Genomic DNA, 23,496 nt, shown 5'->3' on the forward strand with positions numbered 1-23,496 from the left:
TGGAGAGCTTCATGCAGCTCGGCGAGCGCTCCGTGCTCTCCTACCTCACCAAGCCCCTCACCGACCAGATCGCCAAAGCCTGGAGAGAACGATAGTCCCACGGAGGGCTTAGCACCGGGGCTTTTCACCCCCGCTGCCAAGCTCGATCCGCTGCGCTATTCTCGGGCATGCCCCGGGCGCGCCTCTCCATCCTCGTCGTCGGTGCCGGCATCCTCGGCCTGGCGACGGCGCGCGCGCTCGGCCGGCGCGGACACGAGATCGTGCTCGCCGAGGCGGGTGACGCGATCGGGACCGGCATCTCCTCTCGCAATTCCGAGGTCATCCATGCGGGCCTCTACTATCCGCCGGGCTCGCTGAGAGCACGCCATTGCGTCGAGGGACGCCGCCGCCTCTACGCCTTCTGCGAGAGCCACTTCGTGCCGCATGCCCGCCCGGGCAAGCTCGTCGTCGCCACCACGGAGGCGGAAGAGCCGGCCATCGTCGCGATTTTCGACCGCGCGTGCGCGAACGGCGTCGAGGGCCTGCGCCTCCTCTCCGGTGCGGAGGCTCGGGCGCTCGAGCCGAATCTCGCCTGCACCCGCGCTCTGCTCTCGCCGGAGACCGGCATCGTCGACAGTCACGCCCTGATGCTGGCGCTCCTCGGCGACGTCGAGGCGGCGGGCGGGGTCCTGGCCCTGCGAACGCCGGTGGAGCAACTCCTGCGCCGGGGCGATGCGTGGAGCGCGGTGTTCGGCGGCGAGGCGCCGGGAGAGATGCCCTTCGACGCGGTCGTGAACGCGGCGAGCTTCGGGGCACCGACGCTCGCCGCGCGGACGGACGGATATCCTACCCCGCGCGTGCCGCGCCTCGTTCTCGCGAAGGGCAGCTACTTCTCCTACGCCGGTAAGGCGGCTTTCCGGCGGCTCGTCTACCCGGCACCGGTGGAGGGCGGGCTCGGCATCCACCTCACCCTCGATCTCGCCGGGCGGATGCGCTTCGGTCCCGATGTCGAGTGGGTCGACCGGCTCGACTACACCGTCGAACCCGCGCGCGCCGAGACCTTCTACGGGGCGATCCGCCGCTACTGGCCTGCCCTGCCCCAGGGCAGCCTGATGCCCGATTACGCCGGCATCCGCCCGAAGCTTACGGGGCCCGGCGAGCCGGCGGCCGATTTCCGGATCGACGGCCCTCGCGAGCATGGCCTCCCCGGCCTCGTCCACCTCTTCGGCATCGAGAGCCCGGGGCTGACCTCAAGCCTCTCGCTGGCCGAGGAGGTCGCGGACAGGCTGGAGGCCTGAGCCGCTCCCCTCCCCTATTTCGATTCGGCGACGTGGATCCCGGCCCAATCCTCGGGGGGTGGCTCGCGCTCGAAGGCGTCGACGCGCCGGGCGTAGAGATCGTAGAGGCGGTCCAGCCCCAGGCCGGCGCCGCGTTCCCGACAGCTCTCGAGATGCGCGCGCGCCGCCGCCCAGTCCCGCCCGCGATAGGCCGCGAGCAGGGCGGCGTGCGCGGCGGCAAGCTCGCGGAACGCGGGCGAGGCGGCGAGCGCCGCGTCCCCGGCAAGGACCGAGATCGTCTCGGGCAGCGACTTCCCCTTCACCCGGATCCGGTCGATCTCCAGCACCGCGAAGCGGCCGGCGATCGCCGCGGCGGTGGCAGCCCCGAGGACGATCTGCACGCTGTAGGTCTTCGACTGGCCCTCGAGCCGCGAGGCGACGTTCACGGTATCGCCGAGCACCGAATAGTCGAAGCGCTGCGCCGACCCCATGTTGCCGACGACGCAGCGGCCCGTGTTGATGCCGATGCCGACCTCGAGGGGCAGGACGGGGAAGCCGCCCGCCTCTGCCTCGGTCCGGCGCGCCGCGTTGAGCGCGTTCATCCGGGCGATCATTTCCAGTGCCGCCGCGCAGGCATTGGCCTCCTGGTCCGGATCGTCGAGGGGCGCGTTCCAGAACGCCATGATGGCGTCGCCCATGTATTTGTCGATCGTGCCCCGGCGCCCGATGATCGCGTCGGTGAGCGGCGTCAGGAACCGGTTCATCAAGGCGGTCAGGCCGGACGGATCGGCGCGGTAGAATTCCGAGATCGCGGTGAAGCCGCGCACGTCGCTGAACATGATCGTCAGACGCCGCTCCTCGCCGCCGAGGCGCAGCTTCTCCGGCGAGGCGGCGAGCTCATCGACGAGGGCGGGCGAGAGGTACTGGCTGAAGGCCGAACGGATGCGCTGCCGCCCCATCTGCTCGCGGGTGTAGTTGGTGAAGACGAGCACCGCGTAGACGCCGAGGCTCGCGCCGAGGGGAAAGGTCGGGTCGAGCAGGATGCCGAGTTCGCTGAAGCGGAACCACGAGATCGCCGCGATGAAGACGGCCACCACCGCACCGAGCAGCAGCAGCCACGCCGCCCCGAGCACCGGCGCGAAGGCGATGATCCCGACCGAGACCGCGACGGCCAGGAGCACCTCCACGATGGCCGCGTAGCTCGGGTAGGACAGCGTCGCGCGGGTGAGCACGCTCTCCAGAACCTGCGCGTGCACCTCGACGCCGGGGATGGTGCGATCGACCGGCGTCGTCTTGTTGTCGAGGAGACCGATCGCCGAGGTGCCGATCAGCACGATCTTCTGCGCCACCCGCGCCGGATCGAAGCTCCCGTCGAGCACGGATCGGGCCGAGACGAAGCGGGCCGGATCGTGGTGGTTGAAATGCAGCCAGACCGAGCCCGTCGCATCGGTCGGCACCTCGAAACCGGGCAGCACGGCCGCGCCGACCCCCGCCTCATCGCTGCGCAGCATCACGGCGCCGCTGCCGGTGAGGACGCGCAGAACTTCCAGAGCGAGGGCCGGGACCATCCGGCCCTCGGCGATCAGGACGAGGGGCACGCGCCGAACGATGCCGTCGCGTTCCGGAACGATGGTGAAGAGGCCGCGCCCCGCCGCCGACTGCTCCAACTCGGGCACGTTGCGAAGGAGGCCGGGAAAGCGCGCGATATGGGCCGAGGGGTCCGGCCCAAGGAGGGCGAACCCGGTCTCCGGCAGGCCCGCAGGGGGGTCCGAGGGCTGGACGAGGGCCGTCTGGCCGAGGATGACCCGCGACGCGGCGACGGCGTCGGCCAGGATCCGATCGTTGCTCGGAAGCTTGGCGAGCAGCGCCCGGCTCTGCGCGTCGAGGCCGGGCACGGTCTCGGCGACGAGGGCGGGCGACAGCCGGTCGGGCTCGGGGAAGACGGCGTCGAAGGCGATGGCCGCCGCGCCGGCCTCCGTCAGCCGCGAGACCAGATCGGCGACGCGGGTTCGCGACCAGGGCCACTGCCCCAGCGCGCGGATGCTAGCCTCGTCGATGTCGACGATGGTCACGGGCCGCAGGGTCGCAGGCCGCGGCCGCAGGATCTGGAAGGCGTCGAACGTGCGAAGCCGGAGCGTCTCGACCGGCGGCGGGTCCCAGAGGCGCAGGAGGACGAGCAGCAGGAGCACGGCCGTCGCCAGGACCCGGTCGAGGCCGATCCGCGCGACAAGCCTCCGCCGCGGTGCTGCCGGGCGGATCGATATGCCGGACGCCGCGCGGCTTCGGCCGCCTCCCCTCACACCAGCGGGGCCTGGACACTCAGGCGGACGAGGTGATCGGTCCAGATCACCGTCACGTCCGGTGTCGTCACGGGCAGGTTCAGGTGGGCGAGGGTGTGCCAGGATCCGTCAGGGCCGGTATGGACCTGCAGGGCGAGGTGGCCGTCGACATCCGCCATGCGGGCATGGGCTCCCAGAGTCTCGGCGGTCACCTCCGAGCCGAGCAGGCCGGTGAGGTCGATCGCGTCACCGGCGGCGCCCGGCTCGAAATCCGTGATGGTGCTCACGGTGGTGGGATCCGCGAAGACGAACACATCGTGCCCGCCCCCTCCGGTCAGCACCTGCGTGCTCCCGGCGGCGATCAGGATCTCGTCGTTGGGCGCGCCGACGAGATCGAGCGCGTCGGCGCGGTTCACGACCGCCTGAACGGTCTGGGCGGCCCGGGCGCCGAACTCGTCCTCGACGACGTAGCTGAAATGGCCGCCGTTGCCGGCACCGTTGACGATGATCGCGTCGCCTCCCTCTGAGACACCCGCGTCCGTCACGTCGGCAACGCGCAGATGAGCCCCGGCATCGGGGTCGCGATCGTTGAACAGGAGGGCCGATTTCGGCACGGACAGGCCTGCGCCGGAGGCGGCGAGGATGTGGTCGAGGCCCCCTGTCGGCGCGTCGTTGACGCCGGCCACCGTGAAGGAGGCCGTCGCCGAGGCCGTGGCGCCGCTCGTGTTCGCGATCGTGTAGATGAAGGAATCCGAGGCCGTCTGGCCCTGCGCCAGATGATCGAAGACCGCGCGCGGGTCGTAGGTGATCGTCCCGTCGGTGTTGAGCGTGACGGTGCCGCCATGCTCGCTCGTCGGGGCCACCGAAACCAAATGGATCGAGAGGCCGCCCGGATCGCTGTCGTTGGCGAGCAATTCGGCCGAGTGGATGACGAGGGGGACGTCCTCGCGAATTCGAGGCACGACGCCCGCATAGTCGATCACGAGTTCTGCGCCGACGAGGCGGCCGAATGTCGAATCGTAGGAACCGACTTGGAAGTCGATGTAGTACGAGCCGCTCGTCGGCAGGATGAAGGTGCTGGTCCTGAGGCCCGTCGAGCCCGATAAGCCGCTGTTGAACTCGAACACCGTATCGACGATGCGGCCCGTGGAATCGCGGAGATAGCCACGCCCGAGCGCCCAGTCGCTGCCGCTGGACAAGATCCAATCGAACTTCACCGCGTCGCCTGCCGCCGCCGAGAAGTTCGCGCTGCGGATCGAAGGCCCCCAGGCCGTCCCGCCGGCCGTGTCGATGCGGCCGTCGAAGTTCAGGACTGCGACGGCGTCCGCACCCGCGAGGCGAGTGCCCGTACGGTCGACGAAGACATGCGCCTCGTACGAATTGTCGGTGAAATTGCTGGATGGCGTGGTGACGGTGTTCCAGCCCGAGAAGTCCGGCGCGGCGCTGAAGCTCGAATTCGTCAGAAGGCTCGGATGCAGGTCCGGATCGTCGTGAGCGATCGGGGGCCGCTCGCCGGCGCCCGTCAGCGTGACGGTGATCGGCTGCGCCGCGGTGCCACCCTGCCCGTCGGAGATGAGGACCGTGTAGGTCTGCACGCGGGTCTCGCCGGCTGCGAGCCCGTCGAGCGCGCGGTCGGGCACGGTGAAGGTCCAGGTCAGCGTGCGCGATACCGGATCGACCGGACCGAGCGTCAGCGTGCCGAGATACCCGGTGCCGTCCGCCTTCAGCAGGGCGGAATGCCCGTCGCCCGCATCCGGATCGGCGAAGGCGATCGTTCCCGAGCGGGTATGGACGGCCGTGCCCGCGCCCGAGGCTCCGTAGGGCAATTCCGCGACGGTCGCCGCCGCCTGGGTCGCGTCGGGGCGGATCACGGGCGGATCGTTGACGGCCGAGACGTCGAACCGTGCCGTCTGCGCGACGCTGCCGCCGTGCCCGTCCGTCACCGTGTAGGCCAGGATCACGCGTCCGCTCGCATCCGGCGCCGGCCGGTAGGCGTAGCGCCCGTCACCGAGATCCTCGATCGTGCCGCCGCCCTCGGCGACCCGAAGGCCGGCCACCTGCAGGGCGTCGCCATCGGCGTCGCTGGCACCGGCCAGGAGCTCGGCCGCCGTGACGATGCGGATCGCGTCCTCCGCACCCGCCGGAAGCGCGACCGGCCGGGCAAGGACCGGAGCGTCGTTGACCGCAGCCAGTTCGAAGCGCGCAACCTGCTCGACGCTGCCGCCATGTCCGTCGCTGACCGTGTAGGCGAGCGTCACCGCGCCATGGGCGTTCTCAGCGGGCCGGTAGGCGTAGCGCCCGTCACCGAGATCCTCGATTGTGCCGCCGCCCTCGGCGACCCGAAGGCCGGCCACCTGCAGGGCGTCCCCGTCCACATCGCTCGTGCCCGCGATCAGGTCCGCCCGCGAGAGGACGAGGCCCTGGTCCTCCGGAACCACGCCGAGGGAGATCGCACCGCCCGAGACCGGTGCGTCGTTGACGCCGGTCACGTCCATGGTCAGCGTCGTCGTCGCGGTGGCGCCCGTCCGATCCTGCACGCGGTAGGTGAAGACATCCGCCCCCTTCTGCCCCTCGGCGAGGGCGGCCGCCTTGTCGGCGCGGTAGACGTAGGTGCCGTCCTCGCGCAGCAGCAGCGTGCCGTAGCGTCCCTCCAGCACGACCGCCCCGCCGGAGAGGCCGTCGGTCGGCGCATCCGTGCCTGCCCGGGCCGCGACGATGAGCGCGGCCGTCGCGCCGAGCACGCCTTGTCCCGCGGTCGCCGCGACGAGGGCGTTGCCCTGCACGACCGCGAAGGTGTGGGGCGTCAGGACGAGCGGGTCGTCCGGGGCCTGCTCCGGGGGCGGGCCACCGGGCCGCGGGTCGCCCGGGTTCGGCTGGCCCGAACCGCGTGGCGGGGAGCCGGAGAGCGGATCGACCGGCGGCGTCCCCGGAGGGCCGCCCGGTGCGCCGGGCCCCGCGGGCGGGCCGGAATCGGGCTGGATGATGCTCGGCTCGGTGCTCGAACCGCCGCCGCCTCCGGTCGCCGGTCCCTGGTAGACCGGCAGCCTCGGCGCCTCCGCCAAGGCCTTGAAGATCGCCTGGACAAGGGCGGCTTCGGTCTGGAAATCCGCCGGCGTCTTGGCGACCTGCTCGAACTTGACCTGTTGCGGGCCGTTCGGGCTCACCACGAAGGCCTGGCCCGGATCGGACACCGTGAAGAGGATCCGGCTCGGGTCGTCGCGGTCGTAGACGTCGAAGCGGCCGGTACGCCCGTCCGGCTCGGTCATCACCGAGAGGCGGGTGGTGCCGTCGTCGGCGTCGATCTGCACGGAGACCGCCGTGCCGCGGATGCCCATCGTGGCGACGGGCGTCGAGACCTTCATGTCGCCGGTCTTGGCGACCTTGCCCGCCACGAACGTGATCGAGCCCTGGACGAGGCTGAAGAGCGCGGAACTGCCCTCCCCCTCCGCCTTGTAGACCATGTCGTTCAGGAGCATCCGCGCGCTGGCCGAGAGGCTGAACAGCGTGCCGTCGAGGAACGAGATCGCGAGCGACGAGCCGCGCTCCGTCTGCACGACATCGCCCTTGTAGACGAGGTCGCCCACGTGGAGCGTGACGGTGACGCCGTTGCGCACGACGTTGGCGGTTCCGGTGACGGTCTGCACGCGACCGATCGCCGACGCGGCGTCGGAGGCCTGCGGTGCGCCGGCCTGCGCGTATCGCTCGCCGCCGAGCTGCAGGCTGAGCGCCTCGATCACCGCGTCGGACAGGGATGCGCCGTCGGGCGCGACGATCTTCGGCCGGCGCCCGACCTCGAAATAATCGTGCACGACGAGCCGATGGGTCTCGTCGCTGATGATCAGGTCCGAGCCGGCGCGGATGTATTGTCCGCGGAACAGCAGCGCCGCGTCGTCGACTTGGATGGTGCCGCCCGGCTCGGCGACGACCTCGCGCAGGTCCGCGAGGCCGAAAGCCGCCCCTTGCGAATACGCTCCGATGTCGGCGATCGTCTTCACGTTCTGCGCACCAAGTCCGATTCCCGCGTCTTTCGACGCGCGCTCATTGTTTCGCTACCGGAAGTATCCGAGCGAGTTGGTGCGCGCGGTCACATGAAATGCCGATCCGAATACCCGCTTCGGCCGGCCCAACCTCTGCCGCGCGACGCGAATACCGGTTGCGCCGGCACGCGCCCCCGCCCGATTCCAATCGCCACGCCAGAGCTCGCAGGTTCATCCGAGGCCGGTCCTGATTTCAAGTGTGCCGAGAGCACACGAGGGCGATTTCGCGAGCCGCGCCACGACGTTGCCGCCGGACGGCCCATCGTTGGGACGGTTCCGGACGGACGATCGCGTCAGGGGACGAGTCGCAGGACCACAGGTACCAGGATCGCGGTCAACAGAGCGTTGAGGCCCATCGCGATTCCGGCGAAGGTGCCGGCAACCTCGCTGACCTGGAAGGCCCGGGCCGTTCCGACGCCGTGCGCGGCGAGCCCCGCCGCGAAGCCTCGCGCCCGCATGTCGCGGATGCGCAGGGCGTTCATCAGGGGCGTGACCAGGATCGCCCCCGTGACGCCCGTGAGCATGACGATCACGGCCGTCAGCGTCGGATCGCCGCCGAGCGTCTCCGAGACACCCATCGCGACGCCGGAGGTGATCGATTTGGGGCTGAGCGCCGTGATAATGGGGCGGGGGATGTCGAGCAACCGAGCGAGGCCGATCGCCGAGACGAGGGCCACCACGCAGCCGACGCCGAGCGCCGCCAGCATCGGCACGAGGGCCCGCATCACGGTCGCCCGGTGCTCGTAGAGCGGCAGCGCCAGCATCACGGTGGCGGGACCGAGCAGGAAGTGCACGAACTGGGCACCCTGGAAGTAGTCGGCATAGGGCGTGCCCGTGACGGACAGGATCGCGGCCGTGATCATGATCGCGATCAGCACCGGATTCGCGACCGGGTTTCGTCCGGTCGCGGCCGCGATGCGGTCGGCGACGAGATAGGCGAGGAGCGTCACCGTGAGCCAGAGCAGCGGCGTCCGCGAGAGATAGACCCAGACCGCGAATTCGCCGCTCACGCCGCCTCCTCCCGCTCGCCGCGGCGGCGGTCGAGGCTGCGCGAGACGGCGACGAAGGTCAGAGCGGTCGCGGCAAGGGCGGCGAGCGTCGACAGGACGAGGACGAAGGCGAGCTTCGCGCCCTGCGCCTGGAGCACGTCGAGACGTCCGACGATGCCGGCGCCGGCCGGCACGAACATCAGCGAGAGATTGGCGAGGAGGCCCTTGCCCGTCTGCTCGAGGGTTCCGTCCGTGAGGGGCCTCGGCAGGCCGCGCGGCACCGCGGCGGGGCCGCGGTCGCGCAGCGTGAGGAACCCCAGCATCAGCACCATGCCGAGAACCGGCCCGGGCAGCGGCAGGCCGCTCCCGCGCGCGAAGACCTCGCCGAGAAGCTGGGCGAGGAGGACGAGGGCGAGGCTCGCGATCATGGCCGGCGCTCCCGTCCCGGCTGGCGCGCCCTCATGCCGGTCCCGCCCCATCGCGGCCCGCGAGGCCCTCCTCGCGTGCTCGGACGATGGCGGCCTCCTCGAGCCCCAGGAGCTTGCCGAGCCGCCAGACCAGCGCTTCCTCGAACTCGTCGACGCTGCCGTCGGCGCCCGCGATGGACCAGGCCATGGCGAGCAGCCGCGCCCGTTCGCCCGTTCCGCCCTCGCGCCCGATCCGTTCGACGAGCATCGCGATATCGCGGGTCTCCGCATCGAAGGCGGTGGCCCGCGCGATGAGGGCGTCCGCCGCCGCGTCCGAATCCGCGTAGCGGCCGCGGACGAGACGCGCGAGGCGTTCGGCCTCCTTCGGGGCGAGCACGCCGTCGACCCGCGCGACGTGGACGAGGAGCGCTGTTGCGGCGAGGTGCTCCTCGTCGAGCTCGGCCTCGACGGCGGACGGAGCGATCCCGAACGCTTCGGACGCGTAGGTTCTGAGGCGCGAGATCAGGGACATCGGAAGCCTTCCGCTGCGATGCGGGGACAGTTTCGCCCGCGCTCACCGCCGTCAAGCCGGCAGACCGCTGCGCAGGCCCGCCGAGCGATCCCCGTGGCACGGCTGCATCGCAGCCTTGCCCGAGACGCGAGCCGCCTTGCCAATGCGGGGCCGGGCGGATATGAGCCTCAGCCGAACGATCGCACCGCGCCCTCCGGCGCGTGGATCGGGCCGCAATAGCTCAGCTGGTAGAGCACCTCATTCGTAATGAGGGGGTCGGGGGTTCGAATCCCTCTTGCGGCACCATTCTTTTCAAGCACTTAGCGTCAAAACGGCCAAAGTTTGCACCCCAGCAGCCCGGCATGGGGCGCAGTGGGGGTGCACCGGGGCAGGCCGCTTCTCCACTCCTGCCGCTCAGTTCGAGATCGATGGCCGAGGCAGCGATCGAGTCATCCCAACCTTAACCTTGGGCAGTACTACGCGCAGCACGATGGCGTCGGGCTTGAAATCTGACGTCGCTGCCGCGCTGGGCTGTCGTGGGTGGAGGCTGGCGGCACGATCCGTCGGCGGGCGCAAATTTGTTTCGATGTGCGATCTCGCATTGAATTTTTTTTGGACCCCTTTTTCTACTGCTTAGGTGCCGCCATGTCAGGCCTACGTACGATATGATAGGAGGGGCCTATGCTGATCACGCGCCGTTTCTGCGACTGAAGTTGGATAAATCAGTATTCTAGAAGACCTCCAGGAGAATTTCTTTTGGAGGTCTTCTTTTTGTGGGTACTGATCTAGGAGCTTCATGATGGCGAAGGCGGCAGCAAGGTCGGCGCAGCAAGCACAGCCGCGAACTGATGTACGCGCAACCTTAACAGAGAGAGGAAGAACCAAGGTCTGGGCTTTGCTTTTAGCGGGCCTGACGGGGCTCGGAACGGGTTTGGGCGCGGCTCTTTATACAGATCTTAAGACCAGAGTCGGAACTTGGTTTTATGATAAGCCGGCACAGCTCTACATCAAGGAATTGAACGGCACTTGTGGGGCTAACCAGCAGCCGAATCTGGCGGATACTGACGTATTTCCACACACACTCTCAGCCTCAAGAGTGGGCGGAACTTGGTCGGGCGCAATTGTAGAGAATGGTCATAAACATAACAAGTACACGGTCACGGGGTATAAGAGCGGAAACTATCTTAACCTTTCCTTTGTCTCTGCGAGTGGCAACGCGGGGATTGGATCTATCAGCATGTACAGAAAATCTGGTAGTAGTGATGACGTCTACGAAGGATTCTTTACCGGCAAGGACTGCTCCGCAGGTACCGAGCAGATAATCAGCTGTCCAGCAGTGTTGACTAATAGTACAGATATCGTAGCGGTAAAGCAAAGTAATTTTATGAAACAGGGCTGTTTCAAAAGACCGATGTAAGATCATCTGGATGTGGTTATCTGTGCAGGCCCCACATCATGCTCTTAAAGCGCTTCGACAATCGGCTCACGCAGGTCTTCGATCACGGAGTGCGGGCTGCCGGCATTCACAACGAGTTCGATTCGCTGCTCCGTGCGCGTGGGGTGAAGGCCGCGATCACTGATGCTGCGCGCTACGGATCAAGCGGCAATCTAAGGCTGCTGGTAAGGCTTCCGGTTCCAGGGCAGCAGGTTGTCGCTGGGCCGAACGGGATGGGCCAGCAGACGCGCGAGCGCGCCGGCAAGCCAGGTAAGTGCGTCGATGGCGTTGAGCTTGGCAGTTTGATAAGCGTGTAAAGGGCGGTTGCGCGTCTTTCGCTGACATCAGTGCGCTGCGATCAGAACCTTGGCCGACAGCTTAGCGCAGTCCTCCTCGCCAGCTCAGGATCGTGACGAGCGAGGCTGAACGCGCAGTCCTGAGTGCGTAATGTACGTCGGGCGCTACCGCCGGATCCGATGATGCCGATGCCACTGCTTGGCAGCGTGCGTTACGCATCCGTTGCAGCGGGCGGTCTGGCGAAGCGTTGGATACCTCCCCAATGCACCCCCTTCAAGAATCGGCCGGCAGGCGGAAGAGCGCTGCTCTCCAAGCGCATGCCGACCGAACCGAACCTATGCAGCCGTGCGACTTGCCGGATCGACCGTGTTGAATTGGTCGAGCTTGTTGCGGGCGGCCATACGGTCGATGGCGATAGAGAGCTTGAGGCTGAGGATGTATGAATACTTAAGTGTGTCGGTCTCGGTGAGGCGCCCGTAGAACTCGAGGAAGCTTTCCATGAAGTTTTCGACAACTTCGTTCTCGAGCGCCGTCACGAGCTCGGCCATCCTAGCAAGATAGGCATCTTTCGCACCCTTCTTCGAAAGGCTGCGGAGAAACCAGAATGCCAGGAACAGGAACCCGCCGAGGCCGCCACCGGCGAGGAATGCGGAGAACAGGACCTTCGCACTTACCGCAGTGTACACGCCCGCGACTCCCTTGCCAAAGAAGCCGACCGAAGCTCCGTTGACGGTGCCGCCGACGCCAACGCTCGCGCCGGTTCCTTTGAGGCCGTACATCCAGCTGCTTCGGGAAAGCGCGCCCGGAGGATTGTCCCAGCTGCGGACTTCGAAGCGGCTGACGTCGATCGGCGGCATGACGAAAGGATTGGTCTGGCCCCTCGATCCGTTCTGGGCGGCGATCAAGGTGAGATCTTTTACGACCGAGTCGCGCCAGGTCATCATCGCCTGCGCCAGGGAGATCAGATCCCAGCTGCCGGGACGGTGCCAATCTTTGGGGAAGCCTACCTTTAGGAGATCGGCGATGCTGCTCATTAGTGGCGGCCGCCGCATTGCGAGAGCCTCCCGCGCCAATCTTTCGACCCTCCTAACGACAGCATCATCGTGATCAGTCCTCAGCGTCCATTCAGGCGGAAGAGCAGAGAGGACTGTTTCGCTGGGCACGGCCATCACGTCGAGCATATCGAACTGCGCGTCGATCTGGCCCTGGACCAATTCGGCGTTCTTCCTGAAGATGTCTGAACGCGCAGGCAGTGTGGGCTGCGGAACTGGGCCATGCTTGCCAGACAGGATTGCATCACACCTGGGTGATACACGCGACATCCGCCTCCTGAGGCCAAGGACGCGCCCAGACGAAACCACGCGTCTGAACTGATCGAGGGATACCTCCGGCAACAGCCCGGGGTCGCTCACTCCCGTGATGAAGTCGTCTGCATTGCGCAGCCCCAACGCTCCGCCCTTCATCAGCTCATTCGTGATGCGGCGCAGGCCCACCAGATCGGCGGAACCGTTGACGTCCGAAGCGTAGAACTTTGCGAGAACGCGGACTGCCACGTCCAGATCGCTCAGCCCGCCGCCGAGATCTTCCTGTTGGGTGTCTGCCGTCGTAGCACCAGACATTCGAGCCTCCTGCCAAGGTCGAGATTGAACGGGCCCAAAGCCGGCGGGTTGCCGGTTCTAGCGTTAATAATCAGCTTGACTTCGAGCCCTCGTTAACCTTCGACTCGGCGCTCTCAATGGCTTCCCATTTCAGACCCCGTTTTATAACGGCGTGAAGGGGATGCCGGGCGGGATGAGCGGCGAGAATCGCGGGCGTTGGGGAAGTGTCTGACGCTACCCCGAATCGCCGATGTGGACGCCCGCCGCCCGCGCAGAGCTTGCGCGCGAGAGCCTGCCTGACACAACCAGCCTCAGCGAGGCCAAACGGGCGGTTGTTGCCCCTCTGCTACCCGCCCCGCCACAATGGCCCGTCCGCGCCGCTGGCCGATGCGCGCGGTGCTCGACGGCATCCTTTATCTGCTCAGGACGGGCAGCGCGTGGCGGCACCTGCCGCACGATGTTCCGCCCTTGACGACCATACATCGCCGGTTCTTGCGCCTATCCGAGGCGAGTGTGTTCGAGTGCCCCGCCCACGCTCTGACGATGGCAGATCGCGAGCGAGCTGGATGCGAAGCAAGCCTCAGCGGCGCCATCTTGGATGCCCCCGTGACGCGCTCGGGCGGCGTCGGTGTCGAAGGTTCGCGCGGCTACGATCCAGCCCGGCGTGTCTCTTCGAGGATGATGATGAAGCGCTTGCCACGGCCAAGCCCGGCTTCGTAAGATTGCGGCAAGCGCCGCCGAGCTGGCGCGGTCGGTTTTTTGACGCGCAGGAGCGAGCGGAGTTTCGCCGAGCGCTAGATCGTTGAGGGGACGGGGTGACATGCGGCAGGGTAACTCGATCACGTGCCGCACTTTGGGAACACCACGAGTCATAGCGCCGCTCCCAGCTGGTATGAGGTGAAAAACATTCATCCTGCAGCAGCAAAGATAGGCCAGCACAACCTGAGATTTATGGCGGGTAGACGCAGAATATGGTCGCGCGACCAATTATTTGGTCCGTGATCGAGTCTCAGCTTGAGCCGCCCCCTCAGCGATACTCGGCGGTACGGATGATGAATACCTCCTCTCCCTACGCCGCTGAAACTTCCACACGGTCCGCGCGCAGGCGGCAAGGAGCAGCGCCCAATGCGCCTAGAAGAAATTGTAGCGGGCGCGAGCCTATCCGGAATCGAGCCGGCACAAGTCGTGACGGTTGTCGCCTCAATCTCCATAGGAGCTGGCGCAGTCCAACTCATATACCGTACACCAAATGGCGTAATGAAAGAGCGCATGCTCGGCCGGGCTGATGAGCAAGCAATAGAAGAAGCGACTGCTGAGCGGCCATTCTCTTTCGACGGCGATGGTACAGCTTTCCAGCTGGCGTGCGAAGCGAAGCGGATCGACCTCGCCTTCCTCTTCGATCCGATGATGGCCGTTCATACGTCGAACGTGCAGCCTTTGCCGCACCAAATCACCGCCGTTTATGAATCGATGCTCCCACGCCAGCCACTCCGCTTCGTCCTCGCGGATGATCCCGGCGCCGGCAAGACTGTCATGGCTGGGCTCTACATCCGCGAACTAATCATGCGCGCCGATGCACGCCGTATCCTGATTGTTGCTCCGGGCAGCCTCGTCGAGCAGTGGCGCGACGAGCTTTTTGAGAAATTTGGCTTGGAATTCAAAATATTTTCCAAGAATCTCGAGCAGGCATCACCCAGCGGCAACGCCTTCGAAGATCACAACCAGATTATCGTCCGACTAGATCAGGTTTCCCGCAATGAAGATTTACAATCTGAGTTGTGCGCCGCCGGCTGGGATCTGGTAGTATTCGACGAAGCTCACAAACTGTCGGCCCACTACTTCGGGGCAAAGCTTGAGAAGACCGGCCGCTTTCGCCTCGCGGAAAAATTAGGAGAGCAGACGCGTCATCTTCTTCTAATGACCGCTACGCCACACAACGGGAAGGAAGAAGATTTCCAGCTTTTTCTTTCACTTCTCGATTCTGACCGCTTTTATGGGAAGTTTCGAGATGGAGTTCACAAGGGGGACGCATCCGACCTTATGCGGCGGATGGTGAAAGAGGAGCTCGTCAAGTTCGACTCAACACCGCTTTTCCCGGAACGGAAAGCCTACACAGTCAACTACAAGCTTTCTGAAGTCGAAGCATCGCTTTACCAGTCAGTAACGCAGTATGTCCGCACCGAAATGGGTAAGGTGGACGAACTTGAGGGCGCACGAAAAGGATCTGTAGGTTTCGCCCTTACTGCCCTTCAGCGCCGTCTCGCGTCGAGCCCCGAAGCTATTTACCAGTCGCTGCGGCGCCGTCGCGAAAGGTTGGAAGCTCGGCTTCGAGAAGAGAGGCTCGGAACCCGCGGCCGTCATATGCCAGCGAACACGGTGGCTAGTATCCCTGAGGATGATGACGATCTTAGTGCAGAGGAACAAGAGGACCTTGAAGAAGCCCTTCTCGACGACGCGACAGCTGCGCGCTCGTTAAAGGAGCTCGAGGACGAAATTGCAAGCCTCAGTGGATTAGAGGTGCAGGCAAAAGCAGTTGTTGCGTCCGGCAAAGACAAGAAGTGGGATGAACTATCGAGTATACTCCGTAATAGCCCAGAAATGCGCGATTTTCAAGGAAGACAGCGCAAAATCATTATCTTCTCGGAGCATCGCGATACGCTGAATTACTTGCAGCGCAAGATCGCCGGTGTGCTCGGCAACCACAATGCTATTGTCACGATCCACGGCGGAACTCAACGCGATGAACGTCGCCGCGTACAGGGACTCTTTCGAACTGATCCCGAAGTCCAGGTCCTAGTTGCCACTGATGCAGCGGGCGAAGGCGTCAACCTTCAGAACGCGAATCTGATGGTCAACTACGATTTGCCCTGGAACCCGAATCGGCTTGAGCAACGCTTTGGACGAATTCACCGTATTGGTCAGACTGAAGTTTGCCACCTTTGGAGCCTGGTCGCACGCGAGACGCGGGAAGGCGATGTTTACCACCGACTCCTGAAAAAACTTGAGGTCGAGACTGAAGCTCTAAAGGGTAGAGTATTCGATATATTGGGAGAAGTCTTCGAGGAACGAAGTCTCAAAGATCTACTCATTGAGGCCATATGTTATGGAGACCAGCCAGACGTTCGGGCTCGTCTAACAAGGAAGATTGATGAAGCTCTGGATCAGCAGCATTTAAAGACACTTCTTGATCGAAACGCACTGTCACAGGAAGTTATGAGCCCCGAGCGCCTTTTCGCTGTGAAAGAGGAGATGGAGAAGGCTGAAGCTCGGAGATTGCAGCCCTTCTTCGTTCGCTCATTCTTCGTCAATGCTTTCCGCGCCCTTGGCGGGACAATGCATGCGCGAGAATCGGGGCGATACGAGATCACCCATGTTCCTGTAGCGATTAGAGAACGAGACCGTAAGCTGATTGGCCGCAACCGCCGCGACCAAGAGCCTGTCTATAAACGCTACGAGCGAGTTTGTTTTGAGCGAAGCGCGATTTTGCCCCTCGACAAGCCGGGCATTCGACGCGCCGATCTCCTACACCCCGGGCATCCCCTGATGCTGTCCGCGTCTGACTTGATCCTAGAGCAGCACGCAAACCTCCTCCGCCAAGGCGCAGTGCTAGTAGATCCAGCAGACGATGGCGAGGAGCCCTGGCTATTATTCCTTTTGACGCATGAAGTGAAATCTGGCGACGGAACAGTTCTTTCGAAGCGGTTGCAATTCGTCCGAGTTGCCCCCGATGGCAGCACAGCATTCGCAGGATGGGCGCCACACCTCGATCTCGAGCCACTCGACGAAGGAGAGTTAAATCTTATTCAGGACATAATGGCCGAGAAATGGCTGTCCGCTGATCAAGAGGTCCGTGCTATTTCTCTGGCAGCCAATGGCCTCGTGCCTCAGCACTATGCTGAAGTAGCAGACCGGCGGATTGCCCACGTCGATAAGACACTAGCTGCAGTTCACGAGCGCCTGACAAAAGAAATCTCGTTCTGGCAAGACCGCTGGGTCAAGATAAAGGAGGACCAAGAAGCCGGTAAAGATGTCCGTCTGAGCCTCGAGAACACTCGTCGACTGATACGAGACTTAGAAGGTAGGCTGGAGAACAGAAAAAAAGATCTGCAGTCTATGCGTCATGTGGTGAATGGCACGCCCGTAGTTCTTGGTGCTGCCCTCGTCATCCCAGCCGGCGTGATGAGGTCTCGTCGCGGTGAAGAGCCGCTTGACCCGGTCGGCGCCATGTTTGCGGTAGATTCTGCCGCTCGCAAACGCATCGAGCGGATTGCGATGGAAGCGGTTCGTCACACCGAGGAAGCTCGTGGTTGTCGAGTCGTCGACGTGTCCGCCGAGAAGTGTGGCTGGGACCTCACCTCCTATCCCCCAAGCGTGAACGGGGAGCAACCGAACGCGCGACACATCGAAGTCAAAGGACGGATAAAGGGTGCGAGCACCGTAATCATAACTCACAACGAATTGTTGTACGCGTTCAACCAGGGCGAGAAGTTCGTGTTGGCGATCGTGATCGTTGACGAAAACGATACGCCCAGTAGCCCCTACTTTATACCCAACCCGTTTGACCGAGAGCCGGGCTGGGGAGTTGCGTCCGTAAATTACAAGTTGGGCGACCTACTTGCCCTGGCCGAGGTTCACCAATGAGCAGCTTCGTAAGAGTACCGAAGAAGTTGATTGAAGTTGCGCTGCCGTTAACTGCGATCAACGAGGAGGCCGCCAGACGGAAAAGAAAAGCCCCGGCAGGCTATCCGACAACTCTCCACAAATGGTGGGCTCAACGTCCTGTCGCAGCAGCACGCGCCATTATTTTCGCGCAGCTCGTGAATGATCCCTCGTGGAAATGGGAGTTAGAACATCCTGGTGAAATTCCCCCAAACCATTTGAAGGCATCATGGGCAAAAAGCAGAAAACGGCTATTCAGCATTCTAAAGGACGTCATTCTGTGGGAGAACACTCAGGACAGGAGCGTATTCGAAAGAGCGCAGATCGAAATACAGAAAAGCTGGCGAGAGACTTGTAACCTCAATAGGGAACATCCTCTTGCCTCAACACTGTTCGATCCGGAGCGCTTGCCGGGACTGCATGATCCATTTTCAGGCGCAGGCTCAATTCCGATGGAGGCACAACGACTGGGCCTTGATGTCTATGCGAGCGACCTGAACCCCATAGCAGTGCTGATCACGAAAGCTGCCATTGAGATCCCTGGAAATTTTTCGGCTTTGCCGCCGGTATGCGCGGACGCGGGGGTCGGATCGGATCGACTGTTTGCAGTTGAGAATTGGATTGGGGCAAGCGGCATAGCTGAGGACGTGAGACGGTATGGAGCTCGAATTGGCGAGATTGCGAAGAGTAAGATGGGAGAGCTGTTCCCATCCGTGCATGTCGATGCTCAACTAGCCACTGAAAGGCCCGATCTTCAGCCATTGGTAGGAAAAAGCCTACCTGTCGTCGCATGGATTTGGTCCCGAACTGTTCGGAGCCCCAATCCAGCATTTCGCCATGCGCAAGTTCCACTCGCTTCTACATTCGTTCTCTCAAATAAGCCGGGGAAGGAAGCATTCATTGTACCGGAAGTAGCGGGAGATGAAATCAGCTTTCATATCCGCCGAGGTAAACCTCCTGTCGACGCAGCTCGCGGTACAAAGCTACCCGGCAAAGGCGCTGGATTTAAATGCCTGCTGTCCGGCTCGCCCATTAGTGGTGAGCATATCAAGTCGGAAGGACAGGCCGGCCGCTTAGGTGTCGTCCTGACCGCGATCGTTGCGGAGGGTCCCCGCGGCCGCGTCTTTCTTCCGCCAAACGATACTCATGTTCAAGTCGCAAATACAGCCGCCCCTCAATGGGAGCCAAACCTCGAGGTTTCTGGATCGACGCAGTACTTGGGGACTAAAGTTTATGGTTTGACTAAGTTCAGCCAGCTATTCACAAAAAGGCAAATGCTTGTCTTAAACACACTCACCGAAAGCGTTCTGAGCGAGCAGCTTATTATTCAAAATGATGCAATACGAGCCGGTATGGCCGACGACGGCATTTCATTAGCGCAAGGCGGAAGCGGTGCACGAGCCTACGCTGAGGCTGTCACATTGTACCTTACTCTAGCACTAGGCCGCGCGCTCCATTATGGGAGCGCGATATGTACATGGCTTCCAAAAGATTCCGCTATTGCGCGAACGTTCACGAAACAGGCGATCCAGATGTCCTGGGACTTCGTCGAAGGAAATATCTTCGAAAAGTCTAGCTCCGGCTGGGCGAAATGTTGCGACGTCGTGGCGAAAGCAATCGAATTTCTGCCGTCCGGCGGGTCAACATCAGTCGTAATGCGAAATGCGGGGGTGGTCGAGAATATTGACCAGCACAGCTTCATCTCGACTGACCCGCCATACTATGACAATGTGCCTTACGCAGATCTGTCGGACTTTTTCTACGTCTGGCTCCGTCCAGCACTTAAGAACATCTATCCCGAACTTTTCGCGACGCTCACCACGCCAAAGGCTGAAGAGCTAGTCGCATTTGCGCACCGTCATGGAAGCAAAGACAATGCAGAAAAGTTCTTCTTAGAGGGAATGACTAGGGCGATGGAGCTCCTCGTCGCTCGAGCTCACCCTGGTGCGCCTGTATCTATCTACTATGCATTTAAGCAGTCAGAAACAAAAGACACTGGCACGAAGTCCACTGGGTGGGAAACATTCCTCGAGGCGGTGATGCGGGCCGGCCTTGCAATTACAGGAACATGGCCTGTTCAAACAGAGGGCGATAATCGTTCGCGCGGGCTAGATTCGAACGCGCTCGCATCGAGCATTGTGCTAGTTTGCCGGCCGCGACCGAGGGAGGCGATGACGATCTCTCGGAGAGCATTCATGCGTGAGCTGAACCAGGTACTTCCAGAGGCGCTTGATGAGATGACCCGCGGCTCCGGAGACGACCGTTCACCTGTCGCACCGGTCGATCTGTCACAAGCGATCATCGGACCCGGGATGGCGGTTTTTTCGAAATACGCCGCTGTCTTGGAAGCAGACGGTTCGCCGATGAAGGTGCAGTCGGCGTTGCGCCTCATCAACCGCTTTCTGGCCGAGGATGATTTCGACGCCGATACTCAATTCTGTCTTCACTGGTTCGAGCAACATGGCTGGAAAGAAGGCCGGTTTGGAGATGCGGACACGCTCGCGCGCGCAAAGGGAACTGCAGTTGAGAGTGTCAAACATGCTGGTGTCGTCTATTCGGCAGGCGGTGTTGTTCGACTTCTAAAATGGGCAGAGTACGACCCCGGTTGGGATCCTCGAACGGATGTTCGTCTCCCCATCTGGGAGGCGCTTCACCAGCTGATCCGCGTGTTTCGCACAGATGGCGAAGGCGGAGCAGGAGCGGTCTTGGCAACTATTGCGTCAAAAGCTGAAGGGGTAAGTCAGCTTGCATACCGCCTTTACACACTCTGTGAGCGTTCGGGCTGGGCAGAAGATGCTCGCGCATATAACGAGCTAATCACGAGCTGGAGTGCTATCGAGGCGGCGGCCTCCAAGGTCGTCGGACCGAAGCAGGCGTCTCTATTCGAGGCTGCATAGGGGAAGTATTATGAAGCCTTGGAGAGAGATCGCAGTTCCACATAAGGATGTTCTTGAAGGAACGTTTCAGCAATCGGAGTTCGCGGCGGATATCACTGCAGTTAGATCTGGCCAAGCTAGCAGGGAGTATCAAGAAGCTGCGGCATTTTTTGATCGCACGTTCATCACAGAAGGCATGCGCCTTCTGCTAACCCAGGTGGCGCAGAGGCTTGCGGGAAAAGGCGGCGAGCCAGTCATTCAGCTGCAAACTGCGTTTGGCGGCGGCAAGACGCACACCATGCTAGCCGTATATCACCTGGCTTGTCGTGAAATCGCGCTTTCTGAACTTGCGGGTGTTCCCGAGCTTATAGATCGCGCCGGCCTCATGGATGTTCCAAGAGCGCGGGTCGCGGTCATTGACGGAACGGCGCTTTCGCCGGGCCAGCCCTGGCGTCGCGGCGAGCAGAGCATCAGCACCCTGTGGGGCGAACTCGGTTGGCAGCTCGGAGATGAAGCCGGGTATGAACTACTCCGGGAGGCCGACAGGACAGGCACTTCGCCCGGCAAAGAGGTTTTGCGCAAGCTGCTGGCCTGCCACGCACCGTGCGTCGTACTCATAGATGAACTCGTCGCGTACGTGCGGCAGTTCGCCGAAGGTCAGATACTTAGCGGAGGGACGTACGACAGTAATCTGTCTTTCGTGCAGGCTTTAACTGAGGCGGCTAAATTGGTACCTGGCGCAATCGTTATAGCATCCTTGCCAGAGTCCGAGATTGAAGCCGGCAGCCAGCGTGGGGTGGCAGCACTTCGAGCGCTTGAGAAAACATTTGGACGAGTGCAGGCGTTATGGAAGCCTGTAGCGACCGAGGAAGCCTTCGAGATTGTGCGGCGCCGCCTGTTCGAGCCGGTGCGCGATACTAGCGCCAGAGATGCTGTTTGCAGGGCCTTCGCCGAAGCTTACATTGAGGAAGGCGCGAAGCTTCCAACTGAAACACAGGAAGGCCGTTACTACAAACGTCTTGTCGGCGCATATCCTCTGCATCCGGAAATATTTGACAGATTATACGAAGATTGGACGACCATCGATGGCTTTCAGAGAACTCGCGGTGTTCTTAAGCTGATGGCGAAGGCCATTTATTCGCTTTGGAAGGATGACAACAAAGATCTTATGATTCTTCCTGGATCGCTGCCGCTCTATGACGGCAGCAGTCGGAGTGAGCTGACCTATTATCTTCCCGGCGGATGGGACGCGGTAATAGAGAGGGACATCGACGGGGAACGCGCTGAGACAACTGAGCTCGAGAATAAGGAAACACGCTTCGGCCAATTGCATGCTGCCCGCCGTGTTGCACGTACAATATTTCTCGGCAGCGCACCGTCGTCTGTTGTCGACACCGCAGGTATTCGCGGTTTGGATCGCGCGCGCATTCTGCTTGGCTGCATTCAGCCGGGCCAGCTGTGCTCCGTATATTCTGATGCACTGAACAGACTAGCAGACCGACTTCACTACCTCAACAGCTCTGGCGATAGATCGCAGGATACCACACGCTTTTGGTTTGATACGCGTGCTAATCTCCGCCGGGAAATGGAGGATAGAAAGAGGCGCTTCCGTGATGATTCAGACGTGCGAGATAAAGTTGCCGATGTTGCATTTCGACTCGTAGGTAGTGGGAAATTCTTCGGTGGTGTACACGTGTTCACCCCGCATGCTGATGTGCCTGACGATCCGACGCTGCGTCTAATAATGCTTCCGTTAAAGTCGTGGTACTCGCGTGAGGAGCCGCGTGTCGCGGTCGAAGCGGTACTCGAATATGTCAATAGTAATGGGACGAAGCCTCGTTATCGTGGCAATCGACTGCTCTTCCTTGCCGCCGATCACGGAGCTCTTGTGCGCGTTGCGGACGTCGTTCGTATCGCGCTCGCCTGGGCCTCAATCGTTGAAGATGTGAAAGATGGGCGTCTCAATATCGACCTTCTTCAAAAAAATCAGGCGGAAAAGGAATTACAAGCTGCTCTAAGCGTTCTTCCGCGCGCAGTACGCGAGTGCTACCGTTGGCTTCTAGTGCCTAGCCAGGAGTCTTTGTCTGACCGTAAGGTGGAAGTGGAGGCCTTTGCGCTCAGCACAAGTGCCGGGTCGCTCGAAGGCGAAATCGAGCGCATTTGCGCCGATAACGAACTCGTGATTACCGCTTGGTCTCCGATACATCTTCGGTCAAAGCTAAAAGAATTGTATTGGAAGGACGGTCGGAAAGAAGTTGTTGCGCTAGAATTTTGGGAAGACTCTTTGCGCTATATTTATCTGCCGCGCTTAAAGAGTCGCGATGTGCTATCGCAGGCAATTAAAGCTGGAATATCCACTCGTGACTTCTTCGGAATAGCTTACGGGCGGTCCGCGGATGGCTACGTAGGCTTCCAATTCGGGAGTGGGAGCGTACAGCTTGATGACACTCTCCTACTGATCGAACCGGAGGCCGCTGAGAGCATTGAAGCTGCCGCCAGCAATCTAGTCAGTTCCTCAATTACCTCAAAACTGCCGGTCGAGGCGAATCGCATCGAGACCACATCTGGGTCAGCTATTGGAGGAGGGGAAAATGCGCTGAGTGAGACAATTTCTTCTCCGCGGCCAAAGCTGTTTCATGGTACCGCCGAGATTAGCCCGGCAACTGCGAAGATGCGTATGATCGAAATTGCGGACGAGATCGTCAACTTGCTTGCCAGCGATCCGAACGGGGAGTTGCGGGTCACCATCGAGATTGCCGCGGACTTCCCGAATGGCGCTGCGGATCATATCAGGCGTGCGGTGTCCGAGAATGCCCGCAGCCTTGGACTTAAGACAGCGGATTGGGAGTAAATGAAGCAGTGCGGGTCGCTGCTGTGTGATTTCAGTCGTGGCCCGCAGGTCAGCGTCTTTTTCGGTGACGTGTTCTCAGCGTGGGGGCCGGGAGTAGCGCGAAGTGCACTTCTACCTAGGTTTCCGGTTGGTCGGCCTTCCCGCGAGGGGGCAGGAGTGCTTGTCGGCTTCCGCGGTGCCGTCCGAGTAGCGAGGTCGGTCATCCCTATGAGTGGTCGGCGGGCGTTCGAGTTCGCCTTGAATACCTGCGATGAGGGCGCCGTTCTTTTCAGCTAGGCGTGTCCACGAGAGGATCGTCGCC

General features: G+C 62.3%; 12 protein-coding genes, 1 tRNA gene and 1 pseudogene. 7 read left to right on the forward strand and 7 right to left on the reverse strand.

What is annotated here, in order from left to right:
- Positions 1–167 precede the first annotated feature (167 nt).
- A complete protein-coding gene (locus J2X36_RS13290) occupies positions 168–1,277 on the forward strand; it encodes an NAD(P)/FAD-dependent oxidoreductase (RefSeq protein ID WP_310350347.1) in 1,110 nt (369 codons plus the stop codon).
- Positions 1,278–1,291: 14 nt separating this feature from the next.
- Here the strand turns inward: J2X36_RS13290 and J2X36_RS13295 are convergent, their stop codons facing one another.
- The 5 genes from J2X36_RS13295 to J2X36_RS13315 all read right to left on the reverse strand — a co-directional run bounded on the left by J2X36_RS13295 (position 1,292) and on the right by J2X36_RS13315 (position 9,500).
- Positions 1,292–3,520, reverse strand: a complete 2,229-nt coding sequence (locus tag J2X36_RS13295; protein WP_405029786.1) for a CHASE2 domain-containing protein — start codon at positions 3,518–3,520, stop codon at positions 1,292–1,294.
- Positions 3,521–3,552: 32 nt separating this feature from the next.
- Entirely contained in the window at positions 3,553–7,530 is a 3,978-nt protein-coding gene (locus tag J2X36_RS13300; RefSeq protein ID WP_310350351.1) for a tandem-95 repeat protein, read from the reverse strand.
- A 335-nt stretch (positions 7,531–7,865) separates the two neighbouring features.
- Complete coding sequence (locus J2X36_RS13305) at positions 7,866–8,582, reverse strand: LrgB family protein (RefSeq protein ID WP_310350354.1); 717 nt, start codon at positions 8,580–8,582, stop codon at positions 7,866–7,868.
- On the reverse strand, positions 8,579–8,989 hold the full coding sequence (locus J2X36_RS13310) for a CidA/LrgA family protein (RefSeq protein ID WP_132257400.1): 411 nt from the start codon (positions 8,987–8,989) through the stop codon (positions 8,579–8,581). Before J2X36_RS13310 ends, J2X36_RS13305 begins: the two co-directional genes overlap by 4 nt.
- Before the next feature lie 31 nt (positions 8,990–9,020).
- Positions 9,021–9,500 (reverse strand): TerB family tellurite resistance protein, encoded by a 480-nt coding sequence (locus tag J2X36_RS13315; RefSeq protein WP_310350358.1) that lies wholly within the window; start codon positions 9,498–9,500, stop codon positions 9,021–9,023.
- Between the two features lie 209 nt (positions 9,501–9,709).
- On the opposite strand from J2X36_RS13315, the gene J2X36_RS13320 reads away from it, so the two are divergent.
- Together J2X36_RS13320 and J2X36_RS13325 are read left to right on the forward strand one after the other, a co-directional pair.
- Positions 9,710–9,785, forward strand: a tRNA-Thr gene (locus tag J2X36_RS13320).
- A 490-nt stretch (positions 9,786–10,275) separates the two neighbouring features.
- On the forward strand, positions 10,276–10,896 hold the full coding sequence (locus tag J2X36_RS13325) for a hypothetical protein (protein WP_310350361.1): 621 nt from the start codon (positions 10,276–10,278) through the stop codon (positions 10,894–10,896).
- 191 nt (positions 10,897–11,087) lie between these two features.
- Here J2X36_RS13325 and J2X36_RS13330 read toward each other — a convergent pair whose 3' ends face one another.
- Complete coding sequence (locus tag J2X36_RS13330) at positions 11,088–11,198, reverse strand: hypothetical protein (protein WP_405029787.1); 111 nt, start codon at positions 11,196–11,198, stop codon at positions 11,088–11,090.
- 348 nt (positions 11,199–11,546) lie between these two features.
- Positions 11,547–12,830, reverse strand: coding sequence for a hypothetical protein (locus J2X36_RS13335; RefSeq protein WP_310350364.1), 1,284 nt, complete (start codon positions 12,828–12,830; stop codon positions 11,547–11,549).
- A gap of 229 nt (positions 12,831–13,059) precedes the next feature.
- Between J2X36_RS13335 and J2X36_RS13340 the strand changes: the two are divergent.
- The 4 genes and pseudogenes from J2X36_RS13340 to J2X36_RS13355 form a co-directional block, all read left to right on the forward strand.
- Positions 13,060–13,487 (forward strand): annotated as a pseudogene (locus tag J2X36_RS13340) (transposase); the annotation flags it as partial.
- 447 nt (positions 13,488–13,934) lie between these two features.
- Positions 13,935–17,450, forward strand: coding sequence for a helicase-related protein (locus J2X36_RS13345; RefSeq protein WP_405029783.1), 3,516 nt, complete (start codon positions 13,935–13,937; stop codon positions 17,448–17,450).
- The gene (locus J2X36_RS13350) at positions 17,447–20,365 is read left to right on the forward strand and encodes a DUF1156 domain-containing protein (protein ID WP_310350369.1); all 2,919 of its coding nucleotides are present in this window, start codon (positions 17,447–17,449) and stop codon (positions 20,363–20,365) included. Before J2X36_RS13345 ends, J2X36_RS13350 begins: the two co-directional genes overlap by 4 nt.
- Positions 20,366–20,375: 10 nt before the next feature.
- Positions 20,376–23,195, forward strand: a complete 2,820-nt coding sequence (locus J2X36_RS13355; RefSeq protein ID WP_310350372.1) for a DUF499 domain-containing protein — start codon at positions 20,376–20,378, stop codon at positions 23,193–23,195.
- The last annotated feature ends 301 nt before the right edge of the window (positions 23,196–23,496 follow it).

Source organism: Methylobacterium sp. BE186, assembly GCF_031457035.1.
Classification (GTDB): domain Bacteria; phylum Pseudomonadota; class Alphaproteobacteria; order Rhizobiales; family Beijerinckiaceae; genus Methylobacterium; species Methylobacterium segetis.